Raw genomic sequence first — 23,038 nt, 5'->3', positions numbered from 1 at the left:
GTCCTACGTCAAGCCCGCGTTCCAGTTCGGCGTGTTCTTCGTGGTCATGGGCCTGTTCCTCGGGCTCAACCGCGGCGTCGACAACTTCGCCGTGTACCTCTTCAGCGGCATCGTCGTCATCAACTTCTTCAACGAGGGCTTCGGCAACGCCACGCGCTCGATCCTGGAGAACGGCGCCCTGGTGCAGAAGATCTACCTGCCGCGCGAGCTGTTCCCGATCGCCGCGATCATCGTGGCCTTCGTGCACTTCGTGCCCCAGGCCGTGATCCTGCTCATCGCTTGCCTCTTCCTCGGTTGGACGCCGTCGGTCAGCGGCGTGCTGGCCATCGCGCTCGGGCTGGTCATCATCGCCGCGCTGTCGCTCGGGCTCGGGATGCTGTTCGGCGCCGTCAACGTGTCCTTCCGTGACGCGCAGAACGTGGTCGAGCTGATCCAGATGCTCTCCACCTGGGCCGCGCCGGTGCTCTACACGTGGCAGTTCGTGCGCGACGCCGTGCCGCGCTGGCTCTTCGACCTCTACATGGCCAACCCGCTGACGGCCGCCGTCGAGCTGTTCCACGCCGGCATGTGGTTCCCGACCTCCGACGGGAAGATCCCGCACCCCGAGCACCTCTGGACCAACGCGTTCATCGCGCTCGGCATCTGCGTCGTCTTCCTCGTCATCGGCCAGATGGTCTTCCGCCGCTTCGAGCGCCGATTCGCCCAGGAGCTGTGATGTCCCAGGAGACGACGTCGTCCATGCCCGGCGACACCGCCGTGCAGGCCCGCCCCAGCATCATCGTCGACCACGTCAGCAAGCAGTTCCTGCTGCGTCGGGCGCACGCCTTCAAGGAGGCGTTCGTCGGCTGGGTGCGTGGCAAGGACGTCTCGAGCGAGAAGTTCCTCGCCCTCGACGACGTCTCGTTCACCATCCACGAGGGCGAGTCCGTCGCGCTGCTCGGCTTCAACGGCTCGGGCAAGTCGACCATGCTCAAGCTCATCTCCGGCGTCATGGAGCCCGACGACGGGTCGGTGCTGGTGCGCGGACGCCTCGCCGGGCTCATCGAGGTCGGCGCGGGCTTCCACCCCGACCTCACCGGGCGCGAGAACGTGTACCTGAACGCCGCGATCCTCGGCATGCAGAAGGACGAGATCGACGCCCGCTACGACGACATCATCGCGTTCAGCGAGGTCGAGCGGTTCATCGACCAGGAGGTCAAGCACTACTCCTCGGGCATGTTCATGCGCCTGGCGTTCTCGGTGGCCATCCACTGCGAGCTCGACATCCTGCTCGTCGACGAGGTCCTGTCGGTCGGTGACGCACCGTTCCAGGCCAAGTGCCGCGCCAAGATCGAGGAGCTCTCGCGCGAGGGCAAGACGATGGTCATCGTCAGCCACGACCAGGAGATGGTGCGCCAGGTGTGCGACCGCGGCATCGTCATCCGCCAGGGCAAGCAGGTCTACGACGGGCCGATCGAGCCCGCCATCGACGCCATGATGGCCTGACCTGCCGCTGGGCGGGCCGGTGCTCGGGCGTGGCCCGAGCGGCGCTCAGTCGTGGTGCAGCCCGCGCGGGCTGACGTGCACCTCGTCGGGACGGTGCGGGTCGAGCAGCCGCTCGTCGGCGTACTGCACCAGCTTGATGCGCTCCATGGCGTCCTCGAGCAGCACCCGGTTCGTCCGCAGCATGTCGGAGATGACCAGCAGTGCCACGCACAGCAGGGCGGCGACGAGCATGCCGACGCCGAACACCAGCGACTGGATGTTGCCGGAGCCCGCACCCTGGAGGTACAGGACCAGGAACCGCACGAACGGGATCGCCGCGGCGAGGGAGAACACGAGCGCGAGCGTCGTGAACACCGCGTACGGCTTGAACATGATGTAGCTGCGGATGATGGCCTGACCGGAGCGGGCCATGTGCTGGAAGATGTTGGAGAACAGCCGCGACTCGCGGGTCTTCGGGTTCGTCCGGATCGGCACGCTCGCGATGCGCAGCCGCTTGTTGCCGGCCTGGATGATCGTCTCCATGCAGTAGCTGAACTGCGTGACGACGTTGAGCCGGATCAGCGACTCGCGCGAGTAGGCGCGGAAGCCGCTGGCGGCGTCGGGCAGGTCGGTCTCGGCCGCGTAGTTGACCACCTTGCTGCCGAATGACTGCATGACCTTCTTGAACGGCGAGAAGTGCTCGATGGTCTTGGTCTGGCGGTCGCCGATCGCGATGTCGGCCTCGCCGCGCAGCAGCGGCTGCACCAGCTCGGCGATGCTCTGCTGCGGGTACTGGTTGTCGCCGTCGGTGTTCACGACGATGTCGGCGCCGTGCTGCAGTGCGTAGTCGACGCCGTCGCGGAAGGAGCGGGCCAGCCCCATGTTGCGGGTGTGGAACACGAAGTGCTGGACACCGTGCTCGCGGGCGACCTCGACCGTGCGGTCGCTGGAGCCGTCGTCGATGACGAGGACGAAGATCTCGTCGATGCCGTCGATCTGCTGCGGGATCGACGAGAGGACGAGGGGGAGGGTCGCCTCCTCGTTGAGGCAGGGGACCTGCACGAACAGTCGCATGAGTTCCTTCCAGGAGGCCGTGGGACGGCCCGGACGATCCTACCGGCCGGAGCACGCCGGTCCAGCCTGCGGGGCGCTGGCGCGGCGCGTCACGCGGGTCGGACGACGTCGGGCGCCGGGTAGACTGCAGCGTCCCTCGCCACCAACGCAAGGAGTGCACATGGACGCCGACCTCGTGGTCGTCGGATCGGGATTCTTCGGACTGACCATCGCCGAGCGGGTCGCCCGTGAGCTGGGTCGCAAGGTCGTCGTCATCGACCGACGCGACCACGTCGGCGGCAACGCCTACTCCGAGGACGACCCGGAGACCGGGATCGAGGTGCACCGCTACGGCGCCCACCTCTTCCACACCTCGAACGAGACGGTGTGGGAGTACGTCAACCGGTTCACGACCTTCACCGGCTACCAGCACCGCGTGTACACGAACCACGCCGGCGTCGTGTACCCGCTGCCCATCAACCTGGGCACCATCAACCAGTTCTTCTCGGCCGCCTACTCGCCCGACGAGGCGCGCGCCGTGATCGCGGAGCAGGCCGGGGAGTTCGACACCGCGTCGGCGGCCAACCTCGAGGAGAAGGCCATCTCGCTGATCGGCCGCCCGCTGTACGAGGCGTTCATCCGCGACTACACGGCCAAGCAGTGGCAGACCGACCCCACGCAGCTGCCCGCGGAGATCATCACCCGCCTGCCCGTGCGGTACACGTACCCAGCCGGTCAGCAAGGCCTCGACCGTCGGGCAGGTGCCGGTCGTCTACACCGGCGCCGTCGACCGCTACTTCGACTACGCCGAGGGCGAGCTGTCGTGGCGCACGCTCGACTTCGAGCGCGAGGTGCTGCCCACGGGCGACTTCCAGGGCACGTCGGTCATGAACTACCCGGACTCGCAGTACCCGTACACGCGCATCCACGAGTTCCGCCACTTCCACCCCGAGCGGACGTCCTACCCCGACGACAAGACCGTGATCATGCGGGAGTTCTCGCGGTTCGCCGAGCGCACGGACGAGCCGTACTACCCGGTCAACACCGACGCCGACCGCGAGCGTCTGCTGGCCTACCGCACCCTCACGGAGGGGGAGCAGGACGTGTTCTTCGGTGGCCGGCTCGGCACCTACCAGTACCTCGACATGCACATGGCCATCGGCTCGGCGCTGTCGATGTTCCGCAACCAGGTTGGGCCGCTGCTCGGCGCCTGAGGCCGCGAGCAGCACCGACGACGACGCCCTCGTCGCGACCACGGTCGCGGCGAGGGCGTCGTCGTGCTGTGCCTCGGCCGGAGGTTAGGGCTGGGAGGTCAGCTCGACCCCGCGCTCGCGCAGGCGCTCCGCGACCGTCGGGTCGAGGACGTACAGCGAGTAGCCGTAGTTGTCCGAGCCGGCGATGCGCGGTGCGTCGGTGGGGTTCGTCCAGCCGTTGCACGCCACGACGGCCGGCTCGTCGCCGGTGAGCTCGTCGGTCGCGTCGACCAGGTCGACGTCGCGGTCGGCGAACCAGAACCCGACCCAGTTGGTGGCGACGTTGCGCTGGCTCGAGACCGGGCAGTCAATCAGCATCGAGACGGGCGTGTCGCCACCGTCGACGGTGTCGATCTTCTCCAGGGCCTGCTCGATCCGGTAGGGCGCGTCACGCGTCTGGTAGGGGTTGCCGTACCAGGACAGCGCCACGGCGCCGACGGCGAGGACGACGAAGAGCACGCGGGGTCGCGACGCCAGCAGCAGGATCACGACGAGCGAGACCACGACCAGCAGCGAGCCCCAGGCCCAGATCTGGTTGTCGTTCGTGAACGTCGGGAAGAGCGGCAGCCGGAACGGCTCGAGGTCGCGGAACCGCAGGAGCGGGTAGATGCCGGCGTTGTTCGCCGGGCCGTAGTTCGAGCCCCACGTCGGGACGATGCGGATCGCCCACGCGACGGTGCCCGCCACCACGACGAGCGAGAGACCGAGGCCGACGGCGGCGGTCCGCCGGTCGAGGCGGCGGATCACGGCGGCCAGCCCCACCAGCACGACGCCGGTGACGAACGGGTCGATGTAGCGCGTGTACGTCCAGGAGTCGAAGCGGGGACCGTCGGGGTAGACGTGCGACGTGGTCGACGACCACGCCACGAACGACAGCAGCGCGGCGGCCACGCCCAGGCCCCACACGAAGCCGTCGGGCCCGACCGCACGGCGCAGCCGCAGGTCCGACCACGTGTGCCGCGTGAGGACGAGCCCGCCGATGACGACCAGGCCGAGCGTCGCGCACAGCTGCGCCCACGTCTGGACCAGGGTGACGCGGGCGAAGATGCCACCGAGCGACGTCAGCTTGCCGAGCAGCGAGGTGCCCTGGCCGAAGCCGTCGACCGTGACCTCGCTGACGACGAGCCCGGCGAGCCAGGCGACGAGGCGCTGGCCCACGCCGAGGAGCACCAGGCCGACGAGCGCGGTCTGCCAGCGGCGCCGCACGAGCAGCAGCAGCCAGATGCCGGCGACGAGCACCAGCACCAGGGCCCGGGCGTGCGTGAAGTAGGCGAGCAGCGTCGCGAGGACGAACCATCCGACGTTCGGGACGGTCGGGCGGTCCCACAGCCGGTACGCCGCGACCATCGCCCACGCCGCGAACAGCGCGAGCGACTGCTCGGCGAGGACGTAGTCGGAGACGGCGGTGCGCGCGGGCAAGAGCATCACGACGCTGGCGGCGGCGACCGCCTGCGGCGTCGTGAGGCCGAGGCGGCGGCCGAGGAAGGTCAGCGGGACGACGGTGAGCAGGCCGACCAGGATGTTGACGTGGATCGCCGCGGCGTAGACCGTGGCGCCGTCCTGCGTGAACCACCAGATCGGGGCGAGGAACAGGCCCGCGCCCGGGTAGTAGCCGAGCGACAGGGTCTTGGTCACCGTCCCCTCGCCGGACAGCAGCCTCGACGCCTGCAGCACGCCGATCTCGTCGTACGGAGTGCGGGGCGCGGCGGCGGACAGGGCCACGTAGAGGTTCAGCAGGACCAGGCCGACGAGCAGGCCCACCGACACGACCCACCAGAAGCGGGCGTGGGCGGGCGTGGCGCCGGCGGGGTCGATCAGCTCGCGGTCGACGCTGCCGCGTCCGCTCTGCTGCTGCGGCGTGGTCTCGCGCAAGGAGGCTCCCTCGTCAGGTCGTGAAGATCATCGACGATGCTATCCGGCGGCCATGCGGGGGCGCGGCGAGCCCTTCGGCGTCCCCGGGGCCGTGGGCCCGCGCTGCTAGGGTGGGGTGGCTCCGATCGTCGGTCGGAGAGCCAGCAGACCGCCCGTTCAGCGGGAGTGACAGCGAGACGAGACGGGCGTGCCGCAGCACGCCCGGGGACGGGGACGAAGCAGCGTGCACCTCCTCGTGGTCGCCTCCACCTTCCCGGCGCACGACGCCGACCCCGTGCCCGCGTTCGTCCGCGACCAGGTGATCGCCCTGCGGGCGGAGGATCCGTCGCTGCGGGTCACGGTGCTGGCGCCGCACGACCGCCGGTCGGGCACGCAGAGCTCCACCCGGCACGCCGACTACGACGAGCACCGCTTCCACTACGCGTGGCCGCGCGGTGCGGAGCAGCTGGCCGGTCGGGGCATCATGCCCACGCTGCAGGCCAAGCCCTGGCTCCTGCCGACCGTCCTCACGCTCTTCGTCGGCGAGTTCCTCGCCCTGTGGTCGTTGGTGCGCCGCGAGCGCCCCGACGTCGTCTACGCCCACTGGTTCACCCCGCAGGCCGTGGTCGCGCGCTGGGTCGGGCGGCTCACCGGCACGCCGTTCGTGTTCACCACCCACGCCTCCGACGTCAGCGTCTGGTGGAAGATCCCGTGGCTCGGGCCCCGCGTCGTCCGCTCCCACGCCGTGCGCGCCCGGCGCATCACGGCGGTGAGCCGACGCTCGATGGCCAAGCTCCGCGCGTTCTTCGACGACGACGCCTGGGCGGCGCTCGAGCCCCGCACCCGCATCATCCCGATGGGGGTCGACCTGCCCGACGCCGAGGAGCCGTCCGTCGGTCCGGGCGAGCGTGTGCTCTTCGTCGGCCGGCTGGCCGAGAAGAAGGGCGTCGCCTACCTCCTCGAGGCGCTCGCCGAGGTGCGTCGCACCCGGCCGCAGGTCTCGCTCACCGTCACCGGCGACGGGCCGTTGCGCGCCGACCTCGAGCAGCGGGCCGTCGAGCTCGGTCTCGGCGCCGACGCCGTGCGGTTCACCGGCTACCTCACGGGCGCCGACAAGGCGGCCCTCCTCGCGGACCACGGCACCTATGTGGTCCCCTCGATCATCACCGACAGCGGCGACGCCGAGGGCCTGCCGGTGGCGCTCATGGAGGGCCTCGCCGTCGGTCAGGTGTGCATCGCCACCGCCGAGAGCGGTGCCGACGACTTCCTCGTCGACGGCGAGAACGGCTTCCTGGTCGGTGAGCGCGACAGCGCCGCCCTGGCCCGGGCGCTGACCGCCGCCGTCGACCTGGACGACGCACGACGCGCACGCATGGGACACGAGGCGATGCGGACCGCCCGACAGTTCCACTGGCCCACCGTAGCCCGTGCCCATCTCGACTTCCTGTTCGCGGACGAAGGAGTGTGACCGTGGCTCGCCGCATCCTGCTGATGAACAGCGACCTCGCAGCCAACCGAGGAGACCGCGCGATCGCCGAGGGCATCGTGGCCCTGGTGCGCTCGCGCGACCCCGAGGCCCGCATCACCGGCATCTCGCAGTACCCCGAGCGCGACGGCCGGTGGTACGACATCGACGTCCTCGACATGGACTTCCAGTCGCTGTCGCCGTTCGCCTGGCTGCGGCTGCTGCGCGAGGCGCGGCGTCACGACGTCGTGCTCTGGGGCGGCGGGGAGATCCTCAAGGACTACACGAACAAGGCCGCCCTCTGGTACTGGGTGGTCAAGATGACGATGCTCTCTTGTTCGTGTAGTCCTTGAGGATCTCCCCGCCGCCCCAGAGCACGACGTCGTGACGCCGCGCCTCGCTCGTGGCCACCTACGGCCTCGCCGACGACTTCTTCGACGACGTGGTCTGCATCGGCCCGCGCGACTGGTTCCACTACAAGCAGAGCGGGCTGCTGCCGTTCAAGTACCGCCAGGCGCTGCTGCGGCGTCTCGGTCGTGACGTCACGGTCGGCGACGAGCGGCACGAGGCCTACCTCGCGTCGCTGCGCAGCACGGTCCGCGAGGTCGCCCAGGCGTCCGGCTCGCGGCTGCTGTTCCTGCCGATGCACATGGGGGAGGCCGACACCGCGCTCTGCCACGACCTCGCGGCCGCCGTCGGCGACCTGACCCAGACCTGCGTGCTCGACCAGGACGACCTGGGGCCGGCCGAGCTGCGGTCGGTCATCTCCTCGGCACGCGCCATGGTCGGCTTCCGCCTGCACTCCAACATCATCGCGATCAGCTCCGGCGTACCGTCGATCAACGTGTACTACGTCGACAAGGGCCGGGTCTTCTTCGACCAGGTGGGCATGAGCCGGTACGCGCTCCCGATCGAGGACGCGCTCGAGGACGGCTTCGGCGCGCGGGTCGGCGGTCTGCTGACCACGCTGCTGGCGGAGTCCGACGAGGTGCGGGCCTCCCTGGAGGAGGCGACCGCGGCCCAGCGTGCGTCGGTCGCCGCGGCCTACGACGAGGCGCTCCGTGTCCTCTAGGGTCCGCCTCGCGCTCGTCACGACGTTCATCGTCCTGGTCGTCGTCTTCTTCGCGCTCTACCTGCACGACCTCGACTGGTCGGTGCTCGGCGACCTGACGTTCACGTGGTGGCTCGTCGTCCTCGCCTCGCTCGTCTCGCTCGCGTTCCGGTTCTGGGGCGTGATGATCTGGGCGCTCATCCTGCGCGACCTCGGTGCCCCGCGGCTGCCCCGCTTCCCGGTGCTCGCCGACATCTACGCGAAGGCGTGGATGGGGCGCTACATCCCGGGCACAGTCGCGTGGATCGGCGGCAAGATCTACCTGGCCAGCCAGCAGGGCATCGCCAAGAGCCGGCTCGCCGTGTCCTCGCTGCTCGAGGCAGGCATGCAGATCGTGGCGTCGATGTTCGTCGCGCTGCTCATCCTCGGCCTCGACCCGCGGCTCGACGTCATCTCCACGACGATGAAGGCGTTCATGGTGGGCCTGGCGCTCGCCATGCTGCTCATCCTCGTGCCGCCGGTCTTCAACCGCGCGACGCGCTTCGCGTTCCGGCTGATCAAGCGCGAGTCGGCGCTCGCGGAGGTCCGCACGAACGCGACCGCCACGATCCGCTCGTTCGTGCTCTACAGCATCGGCACGGTGCTGGCGGGCAGCAGCTACTTCTTCCTGACCAAGGCGATGTACCCGCAGATCAACGCGGCCGACGACTTCTGGTTCATCGTCGGCGCGTTCACGCTGGCCGGTGCGCTCGGCATGGCGACGCCGCTGCTGCCCAGCGGCATCGGCGTGCGCGACGGCGTCCAGCTCGTGCTGCTCTCGCTCATCATGCCCAGCGAGTTCGCGCTCGCGATCACCGTGGCGAGCCGGCTCTGGTCGGCACTCGTCGACCTGCTGTTCCTCGGGACGGCCGTCCTCGGACGCAAGGTCCTGGCCCGCAACGACACGGTGCCGGGCCCGGTCGCCCCGCCGCCCGCGGGCTGACCCGCCGGCGGACCGGGCTCAGCCGCGGTCGCGGCTGGTGCCGAAGGTGTCCTTCCAGGCCTCGGGCGACGTGACCTCGGGCAGCGCCTCGCGGTACTCGCGCGCCAGCCGGTCCCAGTTCTTGCGCAGCTCGGCGTGCAGGCGACGGCTCTCGCGCCACAGGCGACGGAACGTCGTCCGGTCGCGGCGGTACAGCGACTGTCCGCGTCCGTCGGCGCTGGAGATCAGGGCCGAGTCGTAGGCCGGGACGCGCCACCACGTGGCGTCGCCCTTGGCCAGCTCGACCTGCGGACGCTCGACGTTGCCCTGGGGCACCTCGGTGCGCCAGTGCCGGGCCGCGGCCTTCGCCGTGAACAGCGCCAGGCGGGGGCCGCGCGGCTCGCGGTCGAACTTCGGCGGGAACACCCGCTTGCCCTCCCACGTGTCGGGCAGCTTCTCGGGGTCGCTGATGACCTGCGTCTCGACGAAGTCGCGCGTGGCCGCGCGCAGCTCCGGCATCGTGCCGGCCATGGTCGGGTGCAGGTGGCTCGGACCCTTGAGCAGGTCGCGGATCGCGCGGTGGCGCAGGGTTGCCGCGTAGTACTGCATCGTCAGCAGGTGCTTGAGGTCGATGCGCCCGGAGTTGCTCAGCAGCTTGCCGCCGCCCGGGTGCTGCGAGTGCAGCAGGCCGGTGAGGAGGCGGTTGCGGGCGTGGTAGTACGCCTGCCAGTCCTGCGAGTCGTCCTTGTCGACCCACGACACGTGCCACAGCGCACTGCCGGGCAGCGAGACGGTGCGGTAGCCGTGCTCGCGGGCGCGCAGCGCGTACTCGGCGTCGTCCCACTTGATGAAGACCGGCAGGGACAGCCCGATCTCGCGGATCACCTGGGTGGGGATCATGCACATCCACCAGCCGTTGTAGTCCGGGTCGAGGCGCTGGTGCATCCAGGGCGTCTGCCGCAGGTTCGCGCGCCGGAAGTCGTGGCGCATCTGCTCGGGCAGCGCCGAGCGCCACATGAAGTAGTAGGTGTCGACCGTCTCCGACAGCGCGTGCAGGATCGGCTTGTCGAGCAGGTCGAACATGTGGCTGCCGACGATCGTGGGCGTACGGCAGAAGCGCGAGAACTGCACCGAGCGGCGGATGCTCTCCGGCTCCACCTCGACGTCGTCGTCGAGCAGCAGCAGGAAGTCGCTGCGCCCGGCGTCGACGGTCTCGAGCATCGCGCGCGAGAAGCCACCCGACCCGCCGAGGTTCGGCTGGTCGACGATCTGCAGCTGGTCGCCCAGCGCGGCGGCGACGTCGGGGAAGCCGGGCTGGTCGGCGACCTTCTGGTCGCCCTGGTCGACGACGTAGACGACGTCGACCTCGCGCAGCACCTCGGGCTGGTCGGCGAGCGTGCGCAGGGTCGTGACGCAGTAGTCGGGCTTGTTGAAGGTCGTGATGCCGAGGGAGGTGTTGCCGGTCCGCACCGGCTCGTCGTCCGTGCTCCAGTCGCCGCCCTCGAGCACCACCGGCTCGTCGCCCGCGACGATGTCGAACCAGTACCAGCCGCCGTCGCCGAAGTTGCGGATGGGCAGGTCGAAGACGCTCTCGGTGAGGCCGCTCAGGTCGTTGGTGGCGACCCGCTGCTGCACGCCCTGGGCGTTCGAGCGGTAGACGATGATGCTGCCTTCGCCCTGGGTGCGCACCGTCAGGCGCACCGAGCCGACGACCGTCCAGCGCTGCCAGTAGGCCGCCGGGAACGCGTTGAAGTAGCTGGCGAAGGACACCCGGCGCGACGTGCGGACCCGGAAGCGGTCGCGGCCGAGGATGTCGTTCGCGTGCGCGTCGTCGCTCACGCGCAGCGGCTTGCCCCGCACGGCCGTCCAGACCTCGGGGTCGGCGTAGAGCGGCAGGATGTCGGGGTCCCGCTCGAGGGGGAAGAGGACGCGCTGCAGCAGGTGGGGCATAGGTCAGGGGTCTCCGAGGTCGACGGTCCGCGGCCGGGCGACGGGCGGCGGCATGCGCGTCCGAGCCTAGTACGCCGGTTGCTGCGCTACGCTCACCGGCGTGGCAGAGCGTCGGACGTGGGCGATCGTGCTCGCTGGCGGGCTCGGACTGCGGGTCGGCGCCGACCGGCCGAAGCAGCTGCTCGACCTCGCCGGACGCAGCGTGCTGCAGCGCAGCGTGGCCGCCCTGCGCGACCACCCCGCGGTCGACGACGTCGTCCTGGTCGCGCCCGCCGCGTGGCGCGCAGCCGTCGAGGAGCACGTGGGGCCGGGGCTGCGGGTCGTCGACGGCGGACGCGAACGTCACGACAGCACCCGGGCGGGTCTCGCGGCCCTGCTCGGGGCCGGAGCGAGCGCGGGGGACAGGGTCCTGGTGCACGACGCGGCCCGTCCGCTCGTGAGCGCCCGCATCGTCGCCGACGTGGTGCGCGCGCTCGACGAGCACGACGTCGTCGCCGTGCTGGTCCCGACGCCCGACACGATCGTGCAGGTCGACCCGACGACCGGGCTGCCGACCGCGCCGCTCCCGCGCGCGACGCTGCGTCGCCACCAGACGCCCCAGGGCTTCACCGTGGGCGTGCTGGAGGAGGCGCACCGCAGGGCCTGCGCCGACCCGGCCGTGCAGGTCACCGACGACTGCACGCTGGCGATCGCGCTCGTGCCCGACGTCCGCGTGGGCGTCGTCGAGGGAGACCCCGAGAACCTCAAGATCACCGACGCGACCGACCTCGTCGTGGCCCGGGCGCTGCTGGCCGCGCGCCCCTAGGGGATCCCCGCCGCCGACCGGTCAGCTCGGCGGAGGCGGCACCTCGGCGGGGTCCATCGGTCGCCAGGTGCGGTCGCGCCAGATGCGACGCGACGCCCGCGCCCCGCGCACGAGGTCGCCGACGCCGTGCAGCGTGTGCTGGACGACGACCAGCCGGAAGACCTCCTTGGCGAAGGTCAGCAGCGTGCCCAGCGCGAAGCCGACCCGGTGCAGCTGCCCGTGCTCGGCGAAGTAGCGTCCCACGTAGGCGCGGTTGCGCATGACGTGGAAGCGGAAGAGCGGGCTGCCGTCGTTCAGGTGCCGCACGCCGAGGTTCACCTGCTGCTGCTCGCGCTTGCGCTGCAGCACGAACGCGTCCATGTAGACGACCTCGGTGTGCTGGGCCGCCAGCCACGCGTAGGCGGCGTCGTCCCACGTGATGAAGAAGCGGGGGTCCGGCAGGCCGATCGTGCGCACGACGTCGGCGTGGATCAGCATGCCCTCGAACGTGCCCGAGTTTGTGATCGCGTAGCCCTCGTCGTCGAAGGTGCGCCGGAAGCCGTACGGCAGCGGCACGCCGAGGAACTGGTTGAACTTGGCCTGCCAGTAGAACGGCGAGCCGTCGAAGTCGTAGCGGCGGCCGTGGATGACGCGGAACCGCTCCATCGCGGGCGCGAACCGCTCGAGCGCCTCGGGCAGGATCTCGACGTCGTCGTCCATCAGCCACACCCACTCCGCGCCCAGCTCGAGCGCGGTGCGCGTGCCCTCGCAGAACCCGCCGGACCCGCCCGTGTTGGTGTCGAGGCGGCGGTCGACCAGGACGCCCTCGGGGAACCAGCCGGCGGCCTCGGCGACGACGTCGGGGGTGTCGTCGGTGCTGGCGTTGTCGACGACCACGATGCGCCACGGCGGCACGGTGAGCGCGGTGGCGCTGCGCAGCAGGTCGGCCAGGTACGTCGACCTGTTGTAGGTGACGATGACGATGGCCAGCCGGGCGGCAGGCGAGGCGGGGACGTCGGACATCCGCGTCGCTCGGCCTGTTCATCGGCGGGCGCCTCGGCCTGCGCACGCGCCTCGTCGCCCAGGCCGACATGCACGTCGTCAACATCGGCGAGGTGCGGCCCCTGTTCCGCCGCGTGGCCGTGACCATGTTCGGGTTCCAGGCCGTCATCGCGGCGATCCTCACGACGCGGTACCGCCTCGCGTACTTCGACGACCTGCCGACCGCCCTCTGGCACGGCGTGTTCGACTCGGTGATGGCGTTCAACAACGCCGGCTTCTCGCTCAACAGCGACAGCCTGGTCGGCTACGCCGGCGACGGGCTCATCATCATCCCCATCTGCGTGGCGGTCTTCATCGGCGCGATGGGCTTCCCGGTGCTGGCCGAGCTGTTCAAGGAGTGGCGCACGCCCGACCGCTGGACGATCCACACGCGGCTGACGGTGTGGGGCTCCCTCGGCCTGCTCGTCTTCGGTGCGCTCACGTTCCTCGCGCTCGAGTGGGCGAACCCCGACACCCTCGCGCCGATGTCGGTGCACGACAAGCTGGTCACGGGCATCGAGGGCGGCATCATGCCGCGCTCCGGCGGGCTCAACAGCTTCGACTGGGGTGCCGTGTCGGGGGAGACCCTCGCCATCGGCACCATCCTCATGTTCATCGGTGGCGGCAGCGCCAGCACCGCGGGCGGCATCAAGGTGACCACGTTCCTGCTGCTCGCGTTCGTCATCCTCGCCGAGCTGCGCGGCGACCCCGAGGTCACGGTCGGCAACCGGTCGGTCGGCCCCGCCGTGGTCCGCACGGCGCTCAGCATCGCTCTGCTCTCGGTGATGCTCGTGACGTCGATGACGCTGCTCATCATGATCCTGACCGACTTCCCGTTCGACGAGGTCCTGTTCGAGACGACGTCGGCGTTCGCGACCGTCGGGCTGAGCACCGGGCTCACGCCGCAGCTGCCCGACAGCGCGAAGCTGGTGCTCGCCGTCTTGATGTTCATCGGCCGAGTGGGCACGATTGCGGCGGCGTCGGCGTTCGTCCTGAGACGGCGTGCACCGCGCTACCACCTTCCCGAGGAGCAACCGATCATTGGCTAAGAAGAAGGACACCGCACCCAATGCGCCCGTCATTGTCCTCGGGCTGGGTCGCTTCGGCACCGCCGTGGCGCGCTCCCTCGTGCACCTGGGGCACGACGTCCTGGCCGTCGACGAGCGTCCGGAGATCGTGCAGCGCTACGCCAGCGACTTCACGCACGTCGTCGCCGCCGACACCACCGACACCGAGGCGCTGCGCCAGATCGGCGCCGAGCAGTTCGAGGTGGCCGTCGTCGGGATCGGCACCGACATCGAGGCGAGCGTGCTGACCGTGCTCGGCCTGCTCGACCTCGGCGTCAAGGAGGTGTGGGCCAAGGCGATCAGCGGCAAGCACGCCGCCATCCTCGAGCGCGTCGGCGCCACCCACGTGATCCGGCCGGAGTCGCAGATGGGCAAGCGCGTCGCCCACCTCGTCACCGGCACCATGACCGACTTCATCGAGTTCGACGACGGCTTCGCCATCGCCCGCACCCGCGCCCCCGAGTGCACCGTCGACCGTACGCTCACCGACTCCGACGTGCGCCGCAAGTACGGCGTCACCATCGTCGGCGTGAAGACCCGCGGCCAGGACTTCACCTACGCCCAGGCCGACACCTTCGTCACCACCGGCGACGAGCTGATCGTCTCCGGCCCCACCTCCAAGGTCGAGGAGTACTGCGCGCTGGGGTGAGGGGCTGCTGCTGCGTGCACGCGGCTCCTCGCTCGACCTGCGGCTGCGTCGGCGCGGCTTCTCGTGGACCTGCGCTCCGCCAGGGCCTCGACCGGGCGGCTGCGGCGCTGGTCCGGGGTCTCGGGCTGCGGGTTGGTGTTGAGGGTCGAGCGGTGGGTCTGCCACTGGATCGTCGTCGGGGGTGGATCTGCCACCTTCTGAGCGCTGTACAGGTGGCGGATCCACCGCTGAGCGGGGCCAGACGTGGCAGAGGTTCTCCCTTCTCGTGGACCGTGCCACGCGAAGGGAGAAGCACTGCCCCCCACCCCAAGGGCACCCACGATTCTTCCTTCGTGCGTCGAAGGTCGAATGCTTCTGCGTTGGTGACGGGATCCCGTAGCAAACGCAGAAGCCTTGGAGTCCCACGCACGAACGCAGATCCTTGCGTCCGACGCGGGCCACGGCCCGAGACCCCAGACCAGCGCCGCCGCCAGCCGCCCGGTCGAGGCCTTTCGGAGACCACCCCCAGCGAAAGTCGAGGCAGCGCACCAGCAGACCCAGACCCCCGCGGCAGCGCACCACCAAGCCCAGACCCCCTACGGCAACCCGCCAGCAGGACGAGCGGACGCCACACCAGGACGCGACCCCTCCCCCGCCCGGCCCGGCGCGCGGGGAGGGCGCGGGAGGCGTACGGTGCGGGAGGACCATCCGGTTGTGCACGGGAACCACTTGAGGGGAAGAGGATGCAGGCCATCACCACGACGCTCGCGTCCGCCGACGGGTCGTTCCGGCTCGACGCGGACGTCTTCGACTACACGATCGTCGCGATCTACTTCGCCGTCGTGCTGGGCATCGGCTTCCTGGCCCGACGCCAGGTGTCGACGAGCATCGACTTCTTCCTGTCGGGGCGGTCGCTGCCGGCGTGGGTGACGGGCCTGGCGTTCATCGCCGCGAACCTGGGCGCGGTCGAGATCATGGGCATGAGCGCGAACGGCGCGCAGTACGGCATGGCGACCGTGCACTACTTCTGGATCGGCGCCGTCCCCGCGATGCTCTTCCTCGGCGTCGTGATGATGCCGTTCTACTACGGCTCCGGCGTGCGCAGCGTCCCCGAGTTCATGCGCCGACGCTTCGGCACCGGCGCGCACCTGGTCAACGCGCTCAGCTTCTCCGTCGCGCAGCTGCTCATCGCCGGCATCAACCTGTTCCTGCTGGCGACGATCGTCAACCGGCTGCTGGGCTGGCCGCTGTGGGTCTCGCTGGTCGTGGCCGCCGCCGTCGTCCTCAGCTACACGGCGCTCGGCGGGCTGTCGGCGGCGATCTACAACGAGGTCCTGCAGTTCTTCGTCATCGTCGCCGCGCTCGTGCCGCTGACGATCATCGCGCTGCACAAGGTGGGCGGCTGGCAGGGCGTCGTCGACAAGGTCCAGCCCGGGCCCGAGCAGCTGTCGTCGTGGCCGGGCACCGACCTCACCGGCATCGACAACCCGTTCTGGTCGGTGGTCGGGCTCGTCCTCGGTCTCGGCTTCGTCCTGTCGTTCGGCTACTGGACCACCAACTTCGTCGAGGTGCAGCGCGCCATGGCGTCGTCGTCGATGTCGGCGGCCCGACGCGCCCCGGTCATCGGCGCCTTCCCGAAGATGTTCATCCCGTTCGTCGTGATCATCCCGGGCATCATCGCCGCGATCGTCGTCCCCGAGCTCGCGGCGCTCAAGTCCGGCGGCGACGCGCAGGGCGTCACCTACAACGACGCCATCCTGCTGCTCATGCGCGACCTGCTGCCCAATGGCATGCTCGGCGTCGCCCTCGCCGGACTGCTCGCGTCGTTCATGGCCGGCATGGCCGCCAACATCTCCGCGTTCAACACCGTCTTCAGCTACGACCTCTGGCAGCAGTACGTCGTCAAGGACAAGGAGGACGGCTACTACCTGAAGGTCGGCCGCGTCGCCACGGTCGGCGCCACGGTCGTGGCCATCGGCACCGCGCTCATCGCGTCGAACTACGACAACCTCATGGACTACCTGCAGACGCTCTTCGGGTTCTTCAACGCGCCGCTGTTCGCGACCTTCATCCTCGGCATGTTCTGGAAGCGCATGACGGCGACCGCCGGCTGGTCGGGCCTGGTCGCCGGCACCGGGGCGGCGGTGCTCGTGGCCGTCCTCAGCGAGGACGCGCTCGGCCCCGCCAGCATCGGCGCGATCGGTCTCTCGGGCCAGGGCGCGTCGTTCGTCGCCGCCGGTGCCGCCTTCGCCGTCGACATCCTCGTGAGCGTGGCCGTCACCCTCGTGACCGCGCCGAAGCCCGAGAAGGAGCTCGTCGGTCTCGTCTACTCCCTGACGCCCAAGGAGGACCTCGTCGACCCCGACGAGGGTGCGCTGCCCTGGTACCAGTCGCCGGTCAAGCTCGCCGGCATCGGGCTGGTCCTCGTCGTCGTCCTCAACGTGATCTTCCGGTAGGAGCACAGCATGAGCGAGAAGCACACCGCGGGCGCGTTCGACGTCCGCACCCTCATCGGCGGCCTGCTCGGCGTCTACGGCCTGATCCTCACCGGTCTCGGGCTGTTCCGCGCCACCGAGGCGGAGCTTGCGCGAGGCGACGGGCTCAACATCAACCTGTGGGCCGGCATCGGGATGCTCGTGGTGGCCGCCGCGTTCCTCACCTGGGTGCGCGTGCGTCCGCTCGTCGTCCCCGCCGAGCCGACGTCGTCACCCGCGGACGGCACGTCCGACGGGAGCTGAGCCGGGCGTCGCTGTACCTTTCGCCGCCCACGGCCCGGCACCCCCGCCGGGCGGGCCTACTCCTCGCGCAGACGCGGGACGGTGGCGTTGGCGGGCTTGATGCCGAGCTTGTCGGCGTAGAAGGCCCGCACGACGTCCATGTCGGCGGCGACGTCGTCGGAGGCGACGAACGTCGGGCCGTAGCCCATCGTGCGGGTCGGCGGGTCGAAGAACGCGAGCGTGATCGGCAGACCCGTCTCGCGCGACAGCCGGTGGAAGCCCGACTTCCAGTACTCCCCGCGCGAGCGCGTGCCCTCCGCGGCGATGACGAGCCGGAAGTCCTCGCCGTCCCGGGCCTCCGCGGCCAGCTCGCCCACCACCCCGCCCGCGTCCCGACGGTCCAACGGCACACCGCCGAGCGCCCGCAGGACCCACCCGAGCGGCCCCTTGAACAGCTCCTTCTTCACCAGCACGCGCGGGTGCGCCCCGTCGTGCCACATGACGAGCAGCATCGTCACGAAGTCCCAGTTCGACGTGTGGGGCGCCCCGACGAGGATCCCGCGCGACGGCGTCTCCCCGACCATCGTGTAGCCCATGCGGCGGATGACGAACCGAGCGAGACGTTGGCGCATGCGGCGAGCGTAGCCGCGTCGGGTGCTCCGCTCGTCAGACCGTCGATGCCTCGTCGGTAGCATCGTCCGGTGAGCACCGCCGACCGCGCCGACACGACCGACCGTCCCACGTACTACCTGATGGACATGTTCCCCTACCCGTCGGGCGCGGGGCTGCACGTCGGCCACCCCCTCGGCTACATCGGCACCGACGTGGTCGGGCGTCACCAGCGGATGCTCGGCAAGAACGTGCTGCACACCCTCGGCTACGACGCGTTCGGCCTGCCGGCCGAGCTGCACGCCATCCAGACCGGCGAGCACCCGCGCGCCAACACCCTCGCGAACATCGCGAACATGCGCCGACAGCTGCGCCGCCTCGGCCTCGGCCACGACCAGCGCCGCTCGTTCGCGACCATCGACCCCGACTTCGTGCGTTGGACGCAGTGGATCTTCCTGCAGATCTTCGACGCCTGGTACGACGAGGAGGCGGGCCGCGCCCGGCCCATCGCGGAGCTGCGCGAGAAGCTGGGCACCGACGACCCCGCGGTCATCGACCCGCACCGCCTGGCCTACGTCAGCGAGTCGCCGGTCAACTGGTGCCCCGCGCTCGGCACGGTGCTGTCCAACGAGGAGGTCACCGCCGAGGGCCGCAGCGAGCGCGGCAACTTCCCGGTGTTCCAGCGCAACCTGCGCCAGTGGCAGATGCGGATCACCGCGTACGCCGACCGCCTGCTCGACGACCTCGAGACCGTCGACTGGCCCGAGCCCGTCAAGCTGATGCAGCGCAACTGGATCGGCCGCTCCCACGGCGCGGAGGTCGAGTTCGACGTGCCGGCGGTCGAGAACGCCGCGATCCGCGTGTTCACGACCCGTCCCGACACGCTGTTCGGCGCCACGTACATGGTCCTGGCCCCCGAGCACGAGCTGGTCGACGCGATCGTCACCGACACGTGGCCCGAGGGCACCGACGAGCGCTGGACCGGGGGCGCCGCCTCGCCCACCGAGGCGGTCGCGGCCTACCGGCACGCGGCGTCGCGCAAGACCGACGTCGAGCGCCAGGAGAGCAAGGAGAAGACGGGCGTCTTCACGGGCGCCTACGCGGTGAACCCGGTGAACGGCGAGCAGGTGCCGGTGTTCGTCGCCGACTACGTGCTCGTCGGCTACGGCACCGGCGCGATCATGGCCGTGCCCGCGCACGACGAGCGCGACTTCGCCTTCGCCACGGCGTTCGGCCTGCCGACCCCCCGCGTCGTCACGGGCGGGGACGAGCTGCCGTGGACGGGGGAGGGCGTGGCCACCGCGTCGTCGAACGACGAGGTGAGCCTCGACGGCCTGCCGGTCGCGGAGGCGAAGGCGCGCATCATCGCGTGGCTGGAGGAGAAGGGCCTCGGCACGGGCACCACCACCTACCGGCTGCGCGACTGGCTGTTCTCGCGCCAGCGGTACTGGGGCGAGCCGTTCCCGATCGTCTTCGACGACGAGGGCCACCCGCACGCGGTGCCCGACCACCTGCTGCCCGTCGAGCTGCCCGACGTGCCCGACTACTCGCCCCGCACCTTCGAGCCCGACGACGTCACGAGCGAGCCGGAGCCGCCGCTGGGGCGCGCGCACGACTGGCTCGAGGTCGAGCTCGACCTGGGCGACGGCCCGCGTCGCTACCGTCGCGACACCAACACGATGCCGAACTGGGCCGGCTCCAGCTGGTACCAGCTGCGCTACCTCGACCCGCACAACGCCGACGCGCTCGTCGACCCGGCGAACGAGGCGTACTGGATGGGTCCCACGGACGCCAAGACGACCGGCGGCGTCGACCTGTACGTCGGCGGTGTCGAGCACGCGGTGCTGCACCTGCTGTACGCGCGCTTCTGGCACAAGGTGCTGTTCGACCTCGGCCACGTGAGCAGCGCCGAGCCGTTCCACCGGCTGGTCAACCAGGGCTACATCCAGGCGTACGCCTTCACCGACGCGCGTGGCACGTACGTGCCGGCCGACGAGGTGCAGGAGCACGTCGCCGACGACGGCAGCACCACGTACACCTACGACGGCGCCCCGGTCACCCGCGAGTACGGGAAGATGGGCAAGAGCCTGAAGAACGTCGTCACCCCCGACGAGATGTACGACGAGTACGGCGCCGACACCTTCCGCGTGTACGAGATGAGCATGGGCCCGCTCGACCAGTCGCGGCCGTGGGAGACGCGCGCCGTCGTCGGCGCGCAGCGCTTCCTGCAGCGGGTCTGGCGTCTCGTCGTCGACGAGGAGACCGGCGAGACCCGTGCCGACGGCGGCGAGCCCGACCGTGCGACGCTGCAGGTCCTGCACCGCACGATCGACGGCGTCGCGGCCGACCTCGACGGCCTGCGGTTCAACACCGCGATCGCGAAGCTGATCGAGCTGACCAACCACTGCACGAAGGCCACGGTGACCAGCCGCGAGGTGCTCGAGCCGCTGGTGCTGATGCTGGCGCCGTTCGCCCCTCACGTGGCGGAGGAGCTGTGGTCGCGGCTCGGGCACGACGCCTCCCTCGCCCACGCGTCGTTCCCGCAGGCCGATCCGAGCCTGCTGGTGGCCGACACCGTCACGTGCGTCGTGCAGGTGCAGGGCAAGGTCCGCGCGAAGCTCGACGTCGCGCCCGACGTGTCCGAGGAGGAGCTGACGTCGCTCGCGCTGGCCGAGGAGAACGTGCAGCGCGCCATCGACGGCCGTGAGGTCCGCAAGACGATCGTGCGCGCCCCCAAGCTCGTCAACATCGTGGTCTGAGGGGACGGGACCGACATGGCGGCGCGACGCATCGCGGTGGTGACCGACTCCACCGCCTCCCTCGACCCGGCCGACGCCGAGCGTGAGGGCATCACGGTCGTGCCCCTCAAGCTCGTCATCGGGGCGGCGACGTTCACGGAGGGCGTCGACGCGACGTCCGACGACGTGGCGCAGGCGCTCAAGGACTTCGTGCCGGTGAGCACGTCGCGCCCGACGCCCGAGGAGTTCGCCGCGGTCTACGCGCGGCTCGCGCAGGAGGGCCACGACGCGATCGTCTCCGTGCACCTGAGCGCCGAGATCTCCGGCACCTTCGAGTCGGCCCAGGTGGCTGCGCGGGAGGCGCCCGTCCCCGTCATGTGCGTCGACACCCGGCAGGTCGGGATCGCGACCGGGTTCGCCGCAGGGCGGGCGGCCGCGGTCGCGCGGGCGGGCGGCGACGAGGCCGCGGCGGTCGGGGCGGCGCTGGCGGCGGGGGAGTCGTCGAGCGTGCTCATGTACGTCGACACCCTCGAGTACCTGCGTCGCGGTGGACGCGTGGGCGCGGCCACGGCCCTCATCGGCTCGGCCCTCGCGGTGAAGCCGTTGCTCACGCTGCGCGACGGCGTGGTGGTGCCGCTCGAGCGCGTCCGCACGTCGGCCAAGGCGGTGGCGCGGCTCGAGGCCCTCGTCGCGGAGGCGGCGGAGGCGGCCACCGAGGGCTACGACATCGGCGTGCAGCACCTCGCCAACCCCGACCTCGCCGACCAGGTCGCGGAGCGGCTGGCCGGTGTGCTCGGCCGCGACCGCCTGCCGGTCAACGAGGTCGGCGCGGTGATCGGAGCGCACGTGGGTCCCGGCATGCTCGCGGTGACGGTCACGCCTCGTCCGGGGTAGGCACAGGCTCCAGCGGCGTCCAGAAGGTGACCTCGAGGTCGCCGGCCAGGAGCTCGTGGCGACGGTCGAGGAACTCCTGCATCGTGGGCGTCGCGAGGTGCGCCGCCAAGGCGGCGCCGTCGGCCCACTGCTCGTAGAACCTGAGGTCGCCGTCGGGGCCGTGGTGCAGCTCGTACACGCGGCAGCCGGCCTCGGCGCGCGTGGGGACGAGGAAGGAGCGCAGGGTGCGCTCGAGCTCGTCGGCCCGTCCAGGTCTCGCACGTGCGGTGCCGACGAGGGCGACAGACGTGGCGGCGTGAAGCACGGCCTCAGGTACGATCTCGCTCATACCTACGGACCCTAGGACGGGATCCAGGTACGATGCAAGACGTACCTCAAGGAGCCGACGGACGGGAGCGCAGGTGACGGACCGGGAACCCGGGGTGCCGGCGGACCTCCAGGCCGTGCTCGCGGCCCTGGCCGACCCGCACCGGCGGCGGGTCGTCAGCAGCCTCGCGCGCGAGGACGCCGACGTCGAGCGACCCTGCGGCTCCTTCGACCTGCCGGTCTCCAAGGCGACGCGGACGCACCATTTCCGGGTGCTGCGCGAGGCAGGTCTGGTGGAGCAGCGCTTCCACGGCAACGGCAGCAGCGTCAGGCTCCCACGCGAGGACATCGAGCGGACCTATCCGGGGCTGCTCGCCCTCCTCGTCGCCGAGGACTGACGACCGCTCCGTCCGCAGGTCCTGTCCACAGGGGTCGACGGCGCCGGCGGTCGTCGTCCACAGTCTCTGCGGCGATCCGCCGCGGGACGTCGCCAGGTGCCTAGCGTCGAGGGGTGAGCACCCCACGGCACGGACCTCGTCCGGCACCACCCCAGGAGACCCGCGCCGAGGTCGCGCGGCGCCGGCTCGCGCAGCTCGCCGCGTCGTTCGAGGCCACGCACGACGACGACCCGTTCGACCGGCTGGTCGGTCCGACTCAGGACGCCTCCCTCGAGGTCTCGGCCCGGGCCGACCCGACGGGTGCCCCGGCGGCCGAAGGCGGCGCGGAGGACGACGGGCGCGTCGTCGTCGACGTGGCCGGGCAGGTCAGGCGGCCCGGCATCGTCACGCTGCCCGCGGGGTCGCGGGTCCACGAGGCCATCGAGCGGGCCGGCGGCATCAAGGGCGCGCTCGACCAGCCGACGCTCAACCTCGCGCGGGTGCTCGTCGACGGCGAGCAGATCCTCGTCGGCGTCGACCCTCCCGCAGCTGCCGTGGCAGGCCCGGGCACGGGCGGCACGGGTGGACCGGGCGTCGCCGTCAACCTCAACACGGCCACGCTCGAGGAGCTCGACGCGCTGCCCGGCGTCGGCCCGGTCACCGCCCAGGCGATCCTCGACTGGCGCACCGAGAACGGACGCTTCACGTCGGTCGACGACCTGCTCGACGTCGCCGGCATCGGCGAGAAGACCCTCGAGGACCTCCGCGACCGCGTGAGCGTGTGAGGCGCCCGGTCCTGGTGCTCGCCGGCGTCGACGTCCGGCTGGTG

Annotated in this window: 23 protein-coding genes and 2 pseudogenes; 18 read left to right on the top strand and 7 right to left on the bottom strand. The window is 70.8% G+C overall.

Annotation, left to right across the window (positions count from 1 at the left end; genetic code table 11):
• Together A6Q79_RS14575 and A6Q79_RS14570 are read left to right on the top strand one after the other, a co-directional pair.
• On the top strand, positions 1–715 hold a 715-nt coding region (locus A6Q79_RS14575), incomplete at its 5' end, for an ABC transporter permease (RefSeq protein WP_317698672.1).
• Complete coding sequence (locus A6Q79_RS14570) at positions 715–1,485, top strand: ABC transporter ATP-binding protein (RefSeq protein ID WP_236749730.1); 771 nt, start codon at positions 715–717, stop codon at positions 1,483–1,485. The genes A6Q79_RS14575 and A6Q79_RS14570, both read left to right, overlap by 1 nt.
• A gap of 45 nt (positions 1,486–1,530) precedes the next feature.
• On the opposite strand, the gene A6Q79_RS14565 is transcribed toward A6Q79_RS14570, so the two are convergent.
• Positions 1,531–2,538, bottom strand: a complete 1,008-nt coding sequence (locus A6Q79_RS14565; protein WP_083516415.1) for a glycosyltransferase family 2 protein — start codon at positions 2,536–2,538, stop codon at positions 1,531–1,533.
• On the opposite strand from A6Q79_RS14565, the pseudogene A6Q79_RS14560 reads away from it, so the two are divergent.
• A pseudogene (locus A6Q79_RS14560) lies at positions 2,426–2,923 on the top strand (NAD(P)-binding protein); the annotation flags it as partial. The gene A6Q79_RS14565 and the pseudogene A6Q79_RS14560 sit on opposite strands and share 113 nt — an antisense overlap.
• Before the next feature lie 107 nt (positions 2,924–3,030).
• Here the strand turns inward: A6Q79_RS14560 and A6Q79_RS14555 are convergent.
• On the bottom strand, positions 3,031–3,156 hold the full coding sequence (locus tag A6Q79_RS14555; protein ID WP_317698671.1) for a hypothetical protein: 126 nt from the start codon (positions 3,154–3,156) through the stop codon (positions 3,031–3,033).
• Here A6Q79_RS14555 and A6Q79_RS14550 point away from each other — a divergent pair.
• Both A6Q79_RS14550 and A6Q79_RS14545 read left to right on the top strand, forming a co-directional pair.
• Positions 3,119–3,199: pseudogene (locus A6Q79_RS14550) on the top strand (hypothetical protein); the annotation flags it as partial. The gene A6Q79_RS14555 and the pseudogene A6Q79_RS14550 overlap by 38 nt on opposite strands.
• A gap of 79 nt (positions 3,200–3,278) precedes the next feature.
• Positions 3,279–3,731: a UDP-galactopyranose mutase gene (locus tag A6Q79_RS14545; protein WP_317698670.1), complete on the top strand. Its 453-nt coding sequence runs from the start codon at positions 3,279–3,281 to the stop codon at positions 3,729–3,731.
• Between the two features lie 84 nt (positions 3,732–3,815).
• Here the strand turns inward: A6Q79_RS14545 and A6Q79_RS14540 are convergent, their stop codons facing one another.
• Entirely contained in the window at positions 3,816–5,642 is a 1,827-nt protein-coding gene (locus tag A6Q79_RS14540; protein ID WP_067858853.1) for a hypothetical protein, read from the bottom strand.
• Positions 5,643–5,865: 223 nt separating this feature from the next.
• On the opposite strand from A6Q79_RS14540, the gene A6Q79_RS14535 reads away from it, so the two are divergent.
• From A6Q79_RS14535 to A6Q79_RS14520, 4 genes are read left to right on the top strand one after another with little or no spacing between them, the layout of a single operon-like run.
• Entirely contained in the window at positions 5,866–7,089 is a 1,224-nt protein-coding gene (locus A6Q79_RS14535) for a glycosyltransferase (RefSeq protein WP_067858850.1), read from the top strand.
• Positions 7,090–7,091: 2 nt separating this feature from the next.
• Complete coding sequence (locus A6Q79_RS14530; RefSeq protein WP_317698669.1) at positions 7,092–7,439, top strand: polysaccharide pyruvyl transferase family protein; 348 nt, start codon at positions 7,092–7,094, stop codon at positions 7,437–7,439.
• 50 nt (positions 7,440–7,489) lie between these two features.
• On the top strand, positions 7,490–8,158 hold the full coding sequence (locus tag A6Q79_RS14525) for a polysaccharide pyruvyl transferase family protein (RefSeq protein ID WP_317698668.1): 669 nt from the start codon (positions 7,490–7,492) through the stop codon (positions 8,156–8,158).
• The gene (locus A6Q79_RS14520) at positions 8,148–9,119 is read left to right on the top strand and encodes a lysylphosphatidylglycerol synthase domain-containing protein (protein ID WP_067858844.1); all 972 of its coding nucleotides are present in this window, start codon (positions 8,148–8,150) and stop codon (positions 9,117–9,119) included. Before A6Q79_RS14525 ends, A6Q79_RS14520 begins: the two co-directional genes overlap by 11 nt.
• An 18-nt stretch (positions 9,120–9,137) precedes the next feature.
• Here the strand turns inward: A6Q79_RS14520 and A6Q79_RS14515 are convergent, their stop codons facing one another.
• The gene (locus A6Q79_RS14515) at positions 9,138–11,048 is read right to left on the bottom strand and encodes a glycosyltransferase (RefSeq protein WP_067858842.1); all 1,911 of its coding nucleotides are present in this window, start codon (positions 11,046–11,048) and stop codon (positions 9,138–9,140) included.
• Positions 11,049–11,148: 100 nt separating this feature from the next.
• On the opposite strand from A6Q79_RS14515, the gene A6Q79_RS14510 reads away from it, so the two are divergent.
• Positions 11,149–11,853: a 2-C-methyl-D-erythritol 4-phosphate cytidylyltransferase gene (locus A6Q79_RS14510; protein ID WP_067858840.1), complete on the top strand. Its 705-nt coding sequence runs from the start codon at positions 11,149–11,151 to the stop codon at positions 11,851–11,853.
• A gap of 21 nt (positions 11,854–11,874) precedes the next feature.
• Here A6Q79_RS14510 and A6Q79_RS14505 read toward each other — a convergent pair whose 3' ends face one another.
• On the bottom strand, positions 11,875–12,855 hold the full coding sequence (locus A6Q79_RS14505) for a glycosyltransferase (protein ID WP_067858839.1): 981 nt from the start codon (positions 12,853–12,855) through the stop codon (positions 11,875–11,877).
• Positions 12,856–12,923: 68 nt separating this feature from the next.
• Between A6Q79_RS14505 and A6Q79_RS14500 the strand changes: the two genes are divergently transcribed.
• From A6Q79_RS14500 to A6Q79_RS14485, 4 genes are all read left to right on the top strand, one after another.
• Positions 12,924–13,922 carry a potassium transporter TrkG gene (locus A6Q79_RS14500; RefSeq protein WP_369038013.1) on the top strand — a complete coding sequence of 333 codons (999 nt, stop codon included), beginning with the start codon at positions 12,924–12,926 and terminating at the stop codon, positions 13,920–13,922.
• On the top strand, positions 13,915–14,589 hold the full coding sequence (locus A6Q79_RS14495) for a TrkA family potassium uptake protein (RefSeq protein WP_067858832.1): 675 nt from the start codon (positions 13,915–13,917) through the stop codon (positions 14,587–14,589). The genes A6Q79_RS14500 and A6Q79_RS14495 overlap by 8 nt, the downstream gene beginning before the upstream one ends.
• A gap of 722 nt (positions 14,590–15,311) precedes the next feature.
• Positions 15,312–17,024 carry a sodium:solute symporter family protein gene (locus tag A6Q79_RS14490; RefSeq protein ID WP_286689317.1) on the top strand — a complete coding sequence of 571 codons (1,713 nt, stop codon included), beginning with the start codon at positions 15,312–15,314 and terminating at the stop codon, positions 17,022–17,024.
• Positions 17,025–17,033: 9 nt separating this feature from the next.
• Positions 17,034–17,306 (top strand): hypothetical protein, encoded by a 273-nt coding sequence (locus A6Q79_RS14485; RefSeq protein ID WP_067858824.1) that lies wholly within the window; start codon positions 17,034–17,036, stop codon positions 17,304–17,306.
• Positions 17,307–17,362: 56 nt separating this feature from the next.
• Here the strand turns inward: A6Q79_RS14485 and A6Q79_RS14480 are convergent, their stop codons facing one another.
• Positions 17,363–17,917 (bottom strand): 1-acyl-sn-glycerol-3-phosphate acyltransferase, encoded by a 555-nt coding sequence (locus tag A6Q79_RS14480; protein ID WP_067858821.1) that lies wholly within the window; start codon positions 17,915–17,917, stop codon positions 17,363–17,365.
• Positions 17,918–17,986: 69 nt separating this feature from the next.
• On the opposite strand from A6Q79_RS14480, the gene leuS reads away from it, so the two are divergent.
• Together leuS and A6Q79_RS14470 are read left to right on the top strand one after the other, a co-directional pair.
• Positions 17,987–20,653: a leucine--tRNA ligase gene (gene leuS / locus A6Q79_RS14475; protein ID WP_317698667.1), complete on the top strand. Its 2,667-nt coding sequence runs from the start codon at positions 17,987–17,989 to the stop codon at positions 20,651–20,653.
• Positions 20,654–20,668: 15 nt separating this feature from the next.
• Positions 20,669–21,526, top strand: a complete 858-nt coding sequence (locus A6Q79_RS14470) for a DegV family protein (protein ID WP_067858815.1) — start codon at positions 20,669–20,671, stop codon at positions 21,524–21,526.
• Here the strand turns inward: A6Q79_RS14470 and A6Q79_RS14465 are convergent.
• Positions 21,507–21,854, bottom strand: coding sequence for a putative quinol monooxygenase (locus A6Q79_RS14465; RefSeq protein WP_067858812.1), 348 nt, complete (start codon positions 21,852–21,854; stop codon positions 21,507–21,509). The two genes, A6Q79_RS14470 and A6Q79_RS14465, sit on opposite strands and share 20 nt — an antisense overlap.
• 94 nt (positions 21,855–21,948) lie before the next feature.
• On the opposite strand from A6Q79_RS14465, the gene A6Q79_RS14460 reads away from it, so the two are divergent.
• Positions 21,949–22,230 (top strand): helix-turn-helix transcriptional regulator, encoded by a 282-nt coding sequence (locus A6Q79_RS14460; RefSeq protein ID WP_286689315.1) that lies wholly within the window; start codon positions 21,949–21,951, stop codon positions 22,228–22,230.
• A 113-nt stretch (positions 22,231–22,343) separates the two neighbouring features.
• Entirely contained in the window at positions 22,344–22,994 is a 651-nt protein-coding gene (locus A6Q79_RS14455; RefSeq protein ID WP_317698666.1) for a helix-hairpin-helix domain-containing protein, read from the top strand.
• Positions 22,995–23,038 lie beyond the last annotated feature (44 nt).

The sequence above is a fragment of the Aeromicrobium sp. REDSEA-S32_B7 genome, assembly GCF_001626145.1.
Lineage (GTDB): Bacteria > Actinomycetota > Actinomycetes > Propionibacteriales > Nocardioidaceae > Aeromicrobium > Aeromicrobium erythreum.
Note: the sequence above shows the minus strand (reverse complement) of the source record. Positions and strands in the feature narration are given on the sequence as shown.